Below are 14,085 nucleotides of genomic sequence, written 5' to 3' on the forward strand. Positions count from 1 at the left end.
AAAAGCAATTAACTGCCTTATAATCAGTAAATTGATTTTTACTCTAAAAACAACAGTGATGTAGGCAACCATTAAAAATGTGGTTTTATCGGTTTTGTAATGTGGGATTATAAAAAAAGGGTTCATGATGAACATGAACCCTGAATTAGGCGACACAACGGATTGAAGTGGCCAGTTACAGCGGGTCGACCTTCAGACAAGAAACCGCATGGCGGAAGCTGCCTTCCAGCAGTGGACGCGTCTTGGCGCATTCCGGCCCGGCAATCGGACAACGGGTACGGAACACGCAGCCGGATGGCGGGTTAATTGGCGAAGGCAGTTCCCCTTCCAGCAGTTGGATCTGCTTGTCCTTTTCCTTGTCCGGATCCGGAATTGGCACCGCAGACATCAGCGCTTTGGTATAAGGGTGCTGAGGATTGTGATACACCTCGTCATAGGTGCCCAGCTCCACCGCATGACCCAAATACATCACCAGCACACGGTCAGAGATGTGTTTTACCACCGCCAGGTCATGGGCGATAAATATCAGCGACAGGCCCATTTCGCGCTGCAGTTGCTGCAACAGGTTCACCACCTGAGCCTGAATCGACACGTCCAGTGCCGAAACCGGTTCATCGCAAATCACCAACTTCGGCTCAAGGATCAGGGCACGGGCAATGCCGATGCGCTGACACTGACCGCCAGAGAACTCATGTGGATAGCGGTTGATCAGGTTTGGCAGCAGGCCAACCTTCAGCATCATCGCCTTGACCTTGTCCTTCACTTCCTGACGCGGCATTTTTGGGTAATAGGTGCGCAGTGGTTCGGCAATGATTTCACCAATGGTCATGCGCGGGTTCAGCGAAGCCAGCGGATCCTGGAAAATCATCTGGATATCGCTACGGGTTTTGCGCCAGTCAACGTCACTCATACCGAGCAAGTCTTTACCCAGCCAGGCAACGCGCCCGCTGGTGGCCTTCACCAAACCGATGATGGCGCGGGCGAAGGTGGACTTACCACAACCAGACTCACCCACCACGCCCAGAGTTTCCCCTTCGAACAGGCGCAGCGTCACGCCGTCAACGGCCTTCAGGGTTTTCGGCGGCTGCCAGAACCACTGTTTGTCATCATGAATGTCGAAGTGCACTTTCAAATCGGCCACTTCAAGCAACACTTTCTTGTCGGTTACCGTACTCATACCAACGCCTCCACCGGTTTAAAGCAGGCACGCAAGCGCCCTTCACCAAACTGCTCCAATGGCGGAGCGCTCGAACATTGCGGCATCGCGTACGCACAACGCGGCTGGAACGGGCAGCCCTTCGGTAGGCGCAACAGGTTCGGCGGGTTACCTGGAATGGTCATCAGCGCCTCACCTTCGGCGTCCAGACGCGGTACCGCATTCAGCAAACCGATGGAGTAAGGATGGCTCGGATGATAGAACACGTCACGCGCGCTGCCGTATTCCATGGTCCGCCCGGCGTACATCACCAGCACCTTGTTACAGATACCGGCCACCACCCCCAGGTCGTGAGTGATCATGATGATGGCCGTATTGAACTCGCGCTTTAGCTCATTGAGCAACGTCATAATCTGCGCCTGAACCGTCACGTCCAGTGCGGTGGTCGGCTCATCGGCAATCAGCAGTTTGGGCCGGCACAGCAGCGCCATGGCAATCATTACACGCTGGCGCATACCGCCGGAAAACTCATGCGGGTACATACGCATGCGCTTACGCGCTTCCGGCATTTTAACCGCATCGAGCATGCGAACCGACTCTTCAAAGGCTTCGCTTTTGCTCATTTTCTTGTGCTGCATCAGCACTTCCATCAACTGCTCGCCAACCCGCATATAAGGGTTGAGCGAAGTCATTGGGTCCTGGAAGATCATCGAAATCTCTTCTGCCCGCAGCTTGTTGAGCTGTTTTTCCGGCAGGTTGAGGATTTCGCGGCCGTTAAATTTGGCCGAGCCGCCAATACGGCCATTGCTGGCCAACAGCCCCATCAGCGCGAAAGCGGTCTGGGATTTACCGGAGCCGGATTCACCCACGATCCCCAGCGTTTCGCCGGCACGCAGGTCAAAGTTAAGATCGTTAACGGCCGTCACATCACCGTCCGGAGTGCCGAAGGTCACGCGCAGATCTTTAACATCCAGTAACAGCAGTGATTTAACACCGGTACCGGTTTGCAACTGCGGATTTTCAATGGTGCTCATGATTGCACTCCTTAACGATCTTTCGGGTCGAGGGCGTCACGCAGACCATCGCCGATAAAGTTGAAACAAAACAGAGTAACAACCAGGAAACCCGCCGGGAACAGCAGCAACCACGGTGAAACTTCCATCGAGTTGGCCCCATCGCTCAGCAATGCACCCCAACTGCTTAACGGCTCCTGAGTACCCAACCCCAGGAAACTGAGGAAGGATTCGAACAGGATCATGCTCGGCACCAGTAATGATGCGTATACCACCACCACGCCGAGCACGTTCGGCACGATGTGACGCAGTACGATATTGCGGCTGGAAACCCCGCATACCAACGCCGCTTCAATGAACTCTTTGCGTTTCAGGCTCAGGGTCTGTCCACGCACAATACGCGCCATGTCCAGCCAGGACACCATGCCGATCGCTACAAAGATCAGCAGAATGTTTTGACCAAAGAAGGTCACCAGCAGGATCACGAAGAACATAAACGGGAAGGAGTTGAGGATCTCCAGCAGACGCATCATTACCGAGTCAATTTTACCGCCCAGGTAGCCGGACATTGCGCCGTAAAGGGTGCCGACAATGACCGCCACCAGCGCAGCGGAAACGCCGACCATCAACGAGATACGTCCGCCAATCGCTACACGTACCAGCAAATCACGCCCGGAGGAATCGGTCCCGAAGTAGTGCCCTGCGTCAAAGGCCGGTGCTGCCGACATCATCGCCCAATCGGTATCGTCATAGGCAAACTGTGACAGCCAGGGGGCTACAATCACAAACAGGGTAATCAGCGCCAGCACAAACAGGCTGCTGACTGCCGCACGGTTGTGCACAAAGCGGCGACGGGCATCCTGCCACAGGCTGCGCCCTTCCACTTCAAGCTTTTCGCTGAAGTTCTCCAGAGCCTCGCTGTTCTTTTTCGTCAACATCATTTGCGTGCTCCAGCTTAATAACGGATTTTTGGATCGATAACGGCGTACAGCACGTCGACGATCGCGTTAAACAAAATGGTCAGGCCACCCACCAAAATGGTCAGGCTCAATACCAAAGAATAATCGCGGTTCAGCGCACCATTAACAAACAGCTGGCCAATACCCGGCAGGCCGTAGATGGTTTCGATCACCATAGAACCGGTGATGATGCCGACAAACGCCGGGCCCATATAGGAAAGCACGGGCAATAACGCCGGTTTGAGCGCATGGCGGAAAATGATGCGACGCATCGGCAACCCTTTGGCACGGGCGGTACGGATAAAGTTTGAGTGCAGCACTTCAATCATCGAGCCACGCGTAATACGGGCGATACTGGCAATATAAGCCAGTGACAACGCCACCATCGGCAAGATAATAAACTTCGGTGCGCCACCGTTCCAACCACCGCCTGGTAACCATTTCAGCGTGATGGCGAAAATCAACACCAGTAACGGCGCCACCACGAAACTGGGTATCACTACCCCGGTCATGGCAAAGCCCATCACCGTATAATCCCATTTGGTATTTTGATTCAGTGCAGCCACTACCCCGGCGCTAACCCCCAGGACTACCGCCAACAAGAATGCGGCAAGGCCGAGCTTGGCGGATACCGGGAATGAAGCGGCGACCAGATCGTTAACCGAGTAATCCTTGTATTTGAACGACGGGCCGAAATCGCCTTGCGACAGTTGCGCCAAATAATGGCCGTACTGCTTCCAGATCGGATCGTTCAAATGATATTTGGCCTCGATGTTAGCCATGACTTCCGGTGGCAACGCGCGCTCACCGGTAAATGGGCTACCGGGAGCCAGACGCATCATAAAGAATGAGATGGTAATAAGGATAAATAGTGTCGGGATCGCTTCTAATAAGCGACGAAATATAAATTTAAGCATTGCCCTAACCCTGTGCTGCAGCCTGATAACGGCTTATTATTCTCAACATGGGCCGGCGGTTTACACCGCCGGCACTTACCGTATCAATGCTTGATGATGTACAGATTTTTGTCGTACACGTTATCAAGTGGGTCTTTACCGGTGTAACCGCCAACATAAGGTTTCACCAGACGGGCATTCACATAGTAATAAACCGGAACGATGGCCGAATCCTTATCCAGCTGCACTTCGGCTTTCTGATACAAATCAGCGCGTTCTTCTTTGGTTTTCGCCGTCAGCACGTTCGCCATCAGCTTATCAAACTCCGCGCTCTTATAGTGCGGGGTATTACTGCTGCTGTCGGACAGCATCATGTTCAGGAACGAGCTTGGTTCGTTGTAGTCGGCACACCAGCCGGCACGCGCTACGTCATAGGTACCCTGATGACGGGTATCGAGGAAGGTTTTCCACTCCTGGTTCACCAGCTTCACGTCCACGCCCAGATTTTTCTTCCAGATGGAGGCTGCGGCGATCGCCAGTTTTTTGTGCAGATCAGAAGTGTTGTACAGCAGTGAGAAAGTCAGTGGTTTGCCCGGGCCGTAACCCGCTTCAGCCAGCAGTTTTTTCGCCACTTCGTTGCGTTTTTCCTGCGTCCAGCCGAACCACTCTGGTGGCGTCAACTTGGCACCATCGGTATAAGGTGGGGTGAAGCTGTAGGCTGGCAAATCACCCTGGTTTTTCACTTTATTGGTGATGATGTCGCGATCCAGGCCCAGCTTCAGCGCTTCACGGACGCGCTGATCGGTAAATGGCGCTTTCTGGTTGTTGATCTCGTAGTAATAAGTACACAGATATGGATCGACGTGAACTTCTTTCGGGATCTCTTTTTTCAACTTTTGGAACAGTTCAATCGGCATGTTGTTATAGGTCATGTCGATTTCACCGGTACGGTAGCGGTTTACGTCGGTCACTTCAGACGAAATTGGCAGGAACGTCACTTTATTAATGATGGTTTTCGCGTTATCCCAATATTCCGGGTTACGTTCCAGCACGATACGTTCGTTAACGACCCAGTCTTTTAACTTATAGGCACCATTGCTGACGTAATTCGCCGGCAGGGTCCATTTCTCGCCAAACTTCTCGACCGCGTCTTTAAATACTGGCTTCATCGCATAGTGCGGCGTCATTTCAACCAGGTAAGGCACCGGCTCGGTCAGAGTGACCTGGAAGGTGTGATCGTCGATGGCTTTTACGCCCAGGGTAGACTTGTCTTTTTTACCGGCGATAACGTCATCAACGTTTTCTACGTGAGCATATTGCAGATAGCTGGCATATGGGGATGCAGTTTTAGGGTCCACCACGCGCTGCCAGCTATACACGAAATCTTGTGCCGTTACCGGCTTGCCATTCGACCACTTTGCGTCTTTACGCAGATGGAAGGTCCAGACTTTAAAATCTTTGTTATCCCAGCTTTCGGCCACGCCTGGAACAATGGAACCATCCGGGCCGTTGTTGGCCAGGCCTTCCATCAGATCGCGCGTAACGTTGTTTTCCGGTACGCCTTCAATTTTGTGCGGATCCAGCGACTGTACTTCCGAACCGTTGTTTTTAACTATCTCTTGCTTGTCTGCCAGTTGTACGCCCGCCGGCACAACGGCCGCAAAAGCACTTCCGGTTGCTGTGATACCCAGCGCGGCAATGATGCCGGCCGCAAGGATGGTTTTTTTCGTGATGTTGGTCATGTGTGTATACTCCAGTTTTTATTATCACAGGCTCGTCGTGGAACCTGCGTTGCCCGTGAGCGGACCTTGTTATACCGGCTGCCGTTGAACGAATACGGCAGGCGGACTCCCTTGTATTACTCACCCCTGTTGGCGTGGCGTAATACCCCTCGTTACTGCTTGATGATGTACAGGTTTTTCACATCGGTGTAATCCAGCGGGTCTTTACCGGTAAAGCCCCCCACCGACGGTCTGATCAGGCGCGCACTGACGCGGTAATACACCGGGATCAACGCCGAGTCTTTGTCCAACTGAGCCTCCGCTTGCTGATAAAGAGCAGCACGCGCAGCTTCGTCCGGCGCTTTTAGCGTGCTGGCCATCAGGGCGTCAAACGCCGGGCTCTTGTAAAAAATGGTATTGATGCTGCTATTGGAGACCACCAGATTCAGGAAAGCGCTAGGCTCGTTATAGTCTCCGCACCAGGTGGCCCGTGCCACGTCGTACTGCCCCTGATGGCGGCTTTCCAACGAGGTTTTCCACTCCTGATTGCGCAGCTGGACATCCGCGCCGAGGTTTTTCTTCCACATGGACGCGGCAGCGATCGCCTGCTGCTTATTTTGATCTGAAGTGTTGTACAGCAATGTGAATTTCAGCGGATTAGCCGCACTGAAGCCTGCCTCGGCCAACAGTTTCTTCGCCTCGGCATTGCGTTGCTCCTGGCTCCACCCTGCCCATTCCGGCGCCGTGAATTTGGCACCCTCGGTAAAGCTCGGAGTAAAGCTGTAGGCCGGGATCTGGCCCTGGCCCATGATCTTGTTGGCAATGATGTCGCGATCCAACGTCAGTTTCACTGCGGCTCGCACTCGTGCATCGGTAAAAGGCGCGCGCTGGTTGTTAATCTCGTAATAAAAGGTGCACAGGTAAGGGTTAACGTGTAATTGCTCAGGGATCTCGCTTTTCATTTTCGCGAACAGGTTCGGCGGGATGGCGCTGTTGGTGATATCGATTTCACCGCTGCGGAAGCGGTTGACGTCACTGACCTCTGAAGATATCGGCAAGAAGGTTGCCTGGCTGATAACCGTTTTCTTGTTGTTCCAGTAGCTCGGGCTGCGTTCAAGCACAATGCGCTCATTCACCACCCAATCTTTCAAGCGATACGCACCATTACCGACATAGTTTGCCGGCAGCGTCCACTTGTCGCCAAACTTCTCAACCACCGAACGTTTTACCGGTTTCAGCGAGGTGTGGCTCAGCATGCTGATAAAATACGGCACCGGCTCACTTAGCGTGACCTGAAAAGTTTTATCATCGATAGCTTTAATACCGAGCGTCTGCGGGCTTTGCTTACCGGTCAGAATGGCGTCGATATTTTCAACTTTGGCGTACTGCAGGTAGCTGGCATAAGGTGAGCCAATTTTCGGGTCGGCCAAGCGTTGCCAACTGTAGACAAAATCCTGCGCGGTAACCGGAGAGCCGTCACTCCAAACTGCGTCGGGACGCAGGTGGAAAGTCCAGGTCTTAAAATCCTGATTTTCCCAATTTGTCGCCGCAGCCGCGACCACGTGCCCATTGGCGTCGGTGCTGACCAGCCCTTCCAGCAGGTTCAGAATGATATTGCTTTCCGGTATGCCTTCAACCTTGTGCGGATCCAATGAAGCCACTTCCGAGCCGTTGTTAATGACGATCTTCTGCTGCTGGGCCAATTGCACCCCGGCCGGAACATCAGCCGCCTGAGCAGAATAAACGGCGCTGATACTCAGCAGGCCGGCAATCAACATAGCTAATGGTGTGTGCTTTAGGGTTTGCTGCATGGTCGAGGCTCCTTTTCACCAACAAGCATTGCTTATCGATATTCGTGAAGTATTTATAAGAATTCTAAATAAACAGACACCAGCAAAAATCATTCCCACTTTGTCGACGCGATACCGTTAATTACGCGTAGAAAGTTGCTCGGAAATTAGCAGAAGGCAATTTCCATAGCCAATAATTTTTACAGAAATGTTAAGCAATTCTCTTTTATTGCATCAGACGGGTTTTGTCATCCCGAAGAAGGGGTAACAAAGGTGCAAATCAACTTATTGAATTTAATCATTAAAATTGAATGTACCACCATCAAAGCCGTACGCAGCGAACCCACACACCAGATAAAGAAACATTCAGTTAACAAAGCCGCCGTTCAAAGAACAAACACCTGCTTATGTGCGGTTAATCACTAATAACACCTGGATGAAAGCGAGACAAGCCCTACAGAATGATGTGATTAAATTAACAGCAAATTTGATATTCGGGAGGCGAAAAAGGGCAGGAAGTGAGGAAGATAAGGGGTAAAAACAACGCTTAGAGCTTTTATTGAGCAACAAATTGAGATTTATGCCACATCATGGTGCAAGTGAAGAAAATTCATTCATATTACGCACTATATTAATGCGAGCTAATAATAGTTTTTAATTTTAAAATTAATTTGAGCCGCGAATCATCCTATTCGCGACTCATTCGGCTGATTACAGCAAGCCGGGGAATATCGCCTTTATGCCAGTCACGATAAACTCGATACCCAATGCCATCAGCAGCAACCCCATGATACGGGTAATGACGTTAATACCGGTTTGCCCCAACAGGCGCACCAGTAAAGGCGCAGCCCGGAACAACAGCCAGCAGCAAAAAGCGAACAACGCGATAGCCAGGCTGAACCCCAGCAGGTTCTGCCAGCTATGATAGCGGGAGCTCCAGACAATGGTGGAGCTGATAGCACCTGGCCCGGCCATAAGCGGTAATGCCAGTGGCACAACGCCAATGCTTTCACGGATTGCGCTCTCTGATTTTTCCTGCTTGTTCTGTTTGTCCTCACCCAGTTTGCCGCTGATCATCGACATGGCAATGCTGACCACCAGGATGCCGCCGGCAATGCGGAATGAATCAATAGAGATACCGAACATGCGCAAAATCCCCTCCCCCAAAAACAGCGAGGTCCACAGGATGATGGCGACCGACAGGTTGGCGGTCAGGTTGGTTTTATTGCGCCCAGCCGCCGCCTGGTAGCTGGTCATGCTGATAAACACCGGCAAAATACCCACCGGGTTGACCAGCGCAAACAGGCCGACAAAAAATTTAATGAAGCCGGAAAAATCCAACAGAGATTGGCCCACAAATGACTCCGCTTTAATAGCTTTAAAAGTGACACTGCCTTCGCGCGCTAATGTAATAGAATTGCCATGGGTAATCCATTGCTCATGCGCGAGATTTATCTCTATTTACACCTTCGCAGATAAGATAATTCTCCATTGTTAAAGCAATGTACGGTTTATGATTTTTTATGTTGAGAAAAGAGCCTGACATCACAGTTATCAATAATGATTCTCAAAAACCATGGCTGAATGGTGTCAGCTTGCGTTTTTTATGATTTAAATCACAAAATCACTACCCAAGAGTAGTTAAGCTCTTAGTCGTAGTCAGGGAGTAGAACAGGTTAAGGAAAAAGTGGTATCTCTGTTCGGCCCGCTGTCTTCTCCTGCTGAAGCATCGGGTAAAGCTCTTTAAGCAAATCAGCAGCATGCGGCACAAAAAGGTGGAAAGCCTTTGTTTTTAAAACAGCATTTCCCACCGAAATGTCTATACTACTTGCTCGCACGGCTGATTTACTGAAAGAGTTTAACATTATCAGGAGAGCATTATGGCTGTAACAAATGTCGCTGAACTGAACGAGCTAGTTGCACGTGTCAAAAAAGCCCAGCGCGAATATGCCAACTTCACTCAAGAGCAAGTTGATAAAATTTTTCGCGCTGCTGCCCTCGCCGCTGCCGATGCCCGTATTCCTTTGGCCAAACTGGCCGTTGAAGAATCCGGTATGGGTATCGTTGAAGATAAAGTGATCAAGAATCACTTCGCATCAGAGTTTATCTACAACGCCTATAAAGATGAAAAAACCTGCGGCATCCTGGCCGAAGACCATACTTTCGGTACCATCACCATTGCAGAGCCTATTGGCCTGATTTGCGGTATCGTGCCTACCACCAACCCAACTTCTACGGCCATTTTCAAAGCGTTAATCAGCCTGAAAACCCGTAACGGCATCATCTTCTCCCCGCACCCTCGTGCGAAAAACGCCACCAACAAAGCAGCGGATATCGTGTTGCAGGCCGCAATTGCCGCCGGTGCACCAAAAGACATCGTCGGTTGGATCGACCAACCTACCGTTGAACTTTCCAACCAGTTAATGCACCACCCTGACATCAACCTGATCCTCGCAACCGGTGGCCCAGGCATGGTGAAAGCCGCCTACAGCTCCGGCAAACCGGCAATCGGCGTGGGTGCGGGTAACACTCCGGTTGTGGTTGACGAAACTGCGGATATCAAACGCGTTGTCGCCTCAATTCTGATGTCTAAAACCTTCGACAGCGGTGTGATTTGCGCCTCTGAGCAGTCGGTCATCGTGGTTGACTCCATCTATGATGCCGTACGCGAACGTTTTGCCAGCCACGGTGGCTACATGCTGCAGGGTAAAGAATTGAAAGCCGTGCAGGACATCATCCTGAAAAACGGCGGCCTGAACGCGGCTATCGTTGGCCAGTCTGCACCAAAAATCGCTGAAATGGCGGGCATCAAAGTGCCGGCAAGCACCAAGGTGCTGATCGGTGAAGTGAAACTGGTTGATGAAACCGAGCCTTTCGCTCACGAAAAACTGTCGCCTACGCTGGCCATGTATCGCGCCAAAGACTTTGCAGACGCCGTCAGCAAAGCGGAAAAACTGGTTGCCATGGGCGGTATCGGCCACACCTCTTGCCTGTACACCGACCAGGATAACCAGCCGGAACGCGTTGCCTTCTTCGGCGACAAGATGAAAACCGCACGTATCCTGATCAACACCCCAGCGTCTCAGGGTGGTATCGGTGACCTGTACAACTTTAAACTCGCTCCGTCTCTGACGCTGGGCTGCGGTTCCTGGGGCGGTAACTCCATCTCTGAAAACGTCGGTCCAAAACACCTGATCAACAAGAAAACTGTAGCGAAGCGAGCAGAAAACATGTTGTGGCATAAACTTCCGAAATCAATCTACTTCCGCCGTGGCTCACTGCCTATCGCGCTGGAAGAAGTAGCGACCGACGGGGCAAAACGTGCCTTCATTGTGACCGACCGCTACCTGTTCAATAACGGTTATGCTGACCAGATCACTTCCGTACTGAAGTCACACGGCATTGAAACAGAAGTGTTCTTTGAAGTTGAAGCAGACCCAACCCTGTCCATCGTGCGTAAAGGCGCGGAGCAGATGAACTCCTTCAAACCAGACGTGATTATCGCGCTGGGCGGTGGTTCACCGATGGATGCGGCGAAAATCATGTGGGTGCTGTACGAACATCCTGAGACCCATTTCGAAGACCTGGCGCTGCGCTTTATGGATATCCGTAAACGTATCTACAAGTTCCCAAAAATGGGCGTCAAAGCGAAAATGATCGCCGTGACCACCACCTCAGGTACGGGTTCAGAAGTGACGCCATTTGCGGTAGTGACCGATGACGTGACCGGCCAGAAATATCCACTGGCGGATTACGCTCTGACCCCGGACATGGCCATTGTTGACGCCAACCTGGTGATGAACATGCCAAAATCCCTGTGCGCCTTTGGCGGCCTGGATGCGGTGACTCACGCACTGGAAGCTTACGTTTCAGTACTGGCGAACGAATACTCTGATGGTCAGGCGCTGCAAGCGTTGAAACTGCTGAAAGAATATCTGCCAGCCAGCTATAAAGAAGGTGCCAAGAACCCGGTCGCCCGTGAGCGCGTGCACAATGCCGCGACCATCGCCGGCATCGCGTTCGCCAACGCCTTCCTGGGGGTTTGCCACTCAATGGCCCACAAACTGGGTTCTGAGTTCCACATCCCACACGGTCTGGCCAACGCCATGCTGATCTCCAACGTTATTCGCTATAACGCGAACGACAACCCAACCAAGCAAACGGCTTTCAGCCAGTACGACCGCCCACAGGCTCGTCGCCGCTACGGTGAAATCGCAGACCACCTCGGTCTGAGCGCACCGGGCGACCGTACCGCGCAGAAAATCGAGAAGTTGCTGACCTGGCTGGACGAGATTAAAGCTGAACTGGGCATCCCGGCCTCAATCCGTGAAGCCGGTGTGACAGAAGCCGATTTCCTGGCGAAAGTCGACAAACTGTCTGAAGACGCCTTTGACGACCAATGTACCGGCGCCAACCCGCGTTATCCGCTGATTGCCGAACTCAAGCAAATCATGCTGGATACCTTCTACGGCCGTAAGTTTAGTGAAGCGGAAGATGAAGAAGTTTTGGTAGCTCCAGCGGCGGCCAAAGCAGAAAAAAAGTCCAAAAAATAACGGTTCATTGAACCAATAAAAAACCGCCGAAAGGCGGTTTGAGTTTGATGACAAAGTTGTCTTTGAATCCGAGATACCCGGGCCTAGCGCACCGAGGGGCTCTCCGGCGGGCAAGCCGCTACGACCCCTTCGGCACGCTCTCCCTAATAACGGGCTTTGTCAGTAGTCTGAAACCGCCGAAAGGCGGTTTTTTTATGTGTCACGTTGGCCAGTACTTACCTGAGTGCACAATAGCGCTCAAACACGCCACAGGGCTCCCTGCGGCGTTCTAAACGCTACTCCAGTGCCTGTATGGCTTCCTTGTAATGCTTGCGGCAAACGGAGACGTAGCTCTCGTTCCCGCCTATCACTACCTGCTCACCGGCATGCATAGCCTGCCCGCTTTCATCCAGCCGTAGCACCATATTGGCCTTGCGTCCGCAATGGCAGATAGTTTTCAACTCTACCAGTTTGTCTGCCCAGGCCAGCAAGTATTGGCTGCCAATGAACAGTTCCCCCAGGAAGTCGGTGCGCAAGCCATAACACAGAACCGGAATATCCAGTTGGTCGACGACATCACACAATTGCTCAACCTGCTGTTTCGTCAGGAACTGACTTTCGTCCAACAACACGCAATGTACCGGTTGCTGTTGATGTTCCTGTGCAATCATCGCATAGAGCATCGACTCATTATTATAGAGCTGCGCCTGTGACGACAGCCCGATCCGCGAGCTGACCTTACCGACACCAAACCGATGATCTATTTCGGCGGTAAACACCAACGTACGCATTCCACGCTCTTGATAATTATATGAAGATTGCAACAACGCGGTAGATTTCCCTGCGTTCATAGCAGAGTAATAAAAATAAAGTTGAGCCATGGGCCCGCAACTCCAATGGTATAAGAAATATTCGAAGGTTGATTCAGAGGTAAAGTGTACCATAACCTATCGGCCTGCTCACGCCTCCGGGTTAATCAACATCTCGCTAAACGAATGCCAAACTTTCAAGTGAAACATTCTGTTCGCTGCACCTCTTACTTTTACATCTATTTACAGGATAATTTCTGTCTGACATCACATTTAATTACTGCTAATGATTAGCACCCGGCATTAATGGTTATGCCAGCACAGTAAAGCCCCAGAAGCGCCAGGTCGGGACGGAATTAAATCTATTAACACTACTTAGCGCCACGCCTGAGTATTTAATGACATAAAACAGCCAGGGTACAGTTCTTGACGTTATCTTTACTCGTATACCCCCATTGTTTACAGTGTTTGCATACTGGGTCGCGTGATTTAACCCACAGAATTCGACGTAATATTGATATAAAACACAATTATAACTTAGTCATGAATGCCATTCCGGCATAGCAAACATACCGTCACTGTTGAAAATTTGACTTAAAAATGACGGTTGTAATACTTATCTCCCCCGCCTATATTAGCCAGAGTGTTCTGGTTTAGTGTTTTAAAAGGTAAATTTGAGCCTTCCTTTTCAATTTGGCTATTGCAGAAAAGAAAAGAGCACTCTATTATTATCCAGACGCCCCCCACCAATATAATTTGAGACTAGGACAATGAGCGAAGCATTAAAGATTTTGAACAACATCCGTACTCTACGCGCACAGGCAAGAGAATGCAGCCTGGAAACGCTGGAAGAAATGCTTGAAAAACTGGAAGTTGTTGTGAACGAACGTCGCGAAGAAGACAGCCAGGCTCAAGCAGAAGTTGAAGAACGCACCCGTAAACTGCAGCAATATCGTGAAATGCTGATTGCTGACGGTATTGATCCTAATGAACTGCTGCAAACTATGGCTGCAACTAAAGCCGCTGGTAAAGCTAAACGTGCAGCACGTCCGGCCAAATACCAATATAAAGACGAAAACGGCGAACTGAAAACCTGGACTGGCCAGGGCCGTACCCCAGCAGTGATTAAGAAAGCTATCGAAGAGCAAGGTAAATCTCTGGACGATTTCCTGCTGTAATAGCATTCAGCTGCAAGTTAAAAAGGCTCCC

The 14,085-nt window shown here is 51.2% G+C and carries 10 protein-coding genes; 2 read left to right on the top strand and 8 right to left on the bottom strand.

Features of this window, described 5'->3' with window-relative positions:
• Window positions 1-175 precede the first annotated feature (175 nt).
• The 7 genes from oppF to ACSOSI_RS14380 form a co-directional block, all read right to left on the bottom strand.
• Window positions 176-1,177, bottom strand: coding sequence for a murein tripeptide/oligopeptide ABC transporter ATP binding protein OppF (gene oppF, locus ACSOSI_RS14350; RefSeq protein WP_012145423.1), 1,002 nt, complete (start codon window positions 1,175-1,177; stop codon window positions 176-178).
• The gene (gene oppD / locus ACSOSI_RS14355) at window positions 1,174-2,190 is read right to left on the bottom strand and encodes an oligopeptide ABC transporter ATP-binding protein OppD (RefSeq protein ID WP_476705660.1); all 1,017 of its coding nucleotides are present in this window, start codon (window positions 2,188-2,190) and stop codon (window positions 1,174-1,176) included. Before oppD ends, oppF begins: the two co-directional genes overlap by 4 nt.
• A gap of 11 nt (window positions 2,191-2,201) precedes the next feature.
• The gene (gene oppC, locus ACSOSI_RS14360; RefSeq protein WP_012145425.1) at window positions 2,202-3,110 is read right to left on the bottom strand and encodes an oligopeptide ABC transporter permease OppC; all 909 of its coding nucleotides are present in this window, start codon (window positions 3,108-3,110) and stop codon (window positions 2,202-2,204) included.
• Window positions 3,111-3,124: 14 nt separating this feature from the next.
• The gene (gene oppB / locus ACSOSI_RS14365) at window positions 3,125-4,045 is read right to left on the bottom strand and encodes an oligopeptide ABC transporter permease OppB (RefSeq protein ID WP_012145426.1); all 921 of its coding nucleotides are present in this window, start codon (window positions 4,043-4,045) and stop codon (window positions 3,125-3,127) included.
• 83 nt (window positions 4,046-4,128) lie between these two features.
• Entirely contained in the window at window positions 4,129-5,766 is a 1,638-nt protein-coding gene (gene oppA / locus ACSOSI_RS14370) for an oligopeptide ABC transporter substrate-binding protein OppA (RefSeq protein WP_012145427.1), read from the bottom strand.
• Window positions 5,767-5,918: 152 nt separating this feature from the next.
• Window positions 5,919-7,556, bottom strand: a complete 1,638-nt coding sequence (locus tag ACSOSI_RS14375; RefSeq protein WP_112363632.1) for an ABC transporter substrate-binding protein — start codon at window positions 7,554-7,556, stop codon at window positions 5,919-5,921.
• Between the two features lie 690 nt (window positions 7,557-8,246).
• Entirely contained in the window at window positions 8,247-8,891 is a 645-nt protein-coding gene (locus ACSOSI_RS14380) for a YchE family NAAT transporter (protein ID WP_012145429.1), read from the bottom strand.
• A gap of 524 nt (window positions 8,892-9,415) precedes the next feature.
• Between ACSOSI_RS14380 and adhE the strand changes: the two genes are divergently transcribed.
• Window positions 9,416-12,088, top strand: a complete 2,673-nt coding sequence (adhE, locus tag ACSOSI_RS14385; protein WP_012145430.1) for a bifunctional acetaldehyde-CoA/alcohol dehydrogenase — start codon at window positions 9,416-9,418, stop codon at window positions 12,086-12,088.
• Window positions 12,089-12,363: 275 nt separating this feature from the next.
• On the opposite strand, the gene ACSOSI_RS14390 is transcribed toward adhE, so the two are convergent.
• Window positions 12,364-12,948 (bottom strand): thymidine kinase, encoded by a 585-nt coding sequence (locus ACSOSI_RS14390; protein WP_017893051.1) that lies wholly within the window; start codon window positions 12,946-12,948, stop codon window positions 12,364-12,366.
• A gap of 698 nt (window positions 12,949-13,646) precedes the next feature.
• Between ACSOSI_RS14390 and hns the strand changes: the two genes are divergently transcribed.
• Window positions 13,647-14,054 carry a histone-like nucleoid-structuring protein H-NS gene (gene hns, locus ACSOSI_RS14395; RefSeq protein ID WP_006321188.1) on the top strand — a complete coding sequence of 136 codons (408 nt, stop codon included), beginning with the start codon at window positions 13,647-13,649 and terminating at the stop codon, window positions 14,052-14,054.
• Window positions 14,055-14,085: the final 31 nt, after the last annotated feature.

It is taken from the genome of Serratia sp. AR11 (genome assembly GCF_056376275.1).

Coding starts and splice junctions, on each gene's coding strand:
- adhE (WP_012145430.1), top strand. CDS start 9,416: ATGGCTGTAACAAATGTCGCTGAACTGAACGAGCTAGTTGCACGTGTC.
- oppB (WP_012145426.1), bottom strand. CDS start 4,045: ATGCTTAAATTTATATTTCGTCGCTTATTAGAAGCGATCCCGACACTA.
- ACSOSI_RS14390 (WP_017893051.1), bottom strand. CDS start 12,948: ATGGCTCAACTTTATTTTTATTACTCTGCTATGAACGCAGGGAAATCT.
- oppC (WP_012145425.1), bottom strand. CDS start 3,110: ATGATGTTGACGAAAAAGAACAGCGAGGCTCTGGAGAACTTCAGCGAA.
- oppF (WP_012145423.1), bottom strand. CDS start 1,177: ATGAGTACGGTAACCGACAAGAAAGTGTTGCTTGAAGTGGCCGATTTG.
- hns (WP_006321188.1), top strand. CDS start 13,647: ATGAGCGAAGCATTAAAGATTTTGAACAACATCCGTACTCTACGCGCA.
- ACSOSI_RS14375 (WP_112363632.1), bottom strand. CDS start 7,556: ATGCAGCAAACCCTAAAGCACACACCATTAGCTATGTTGATTGCCGGC.
- oppD (WP_476705660.1), bottom strand. CDS start 2,190: ATGAGCACCATTGAAAATCCGCAGTTGCAAACCGGTACCGGTGTTAAA.
- oppA (WP_012145427.1), bottom strand. CDS start 5,766: ATGACCAACATCACGAAAAAAACCATCCTTGCGGCCGGCATCATTGCC.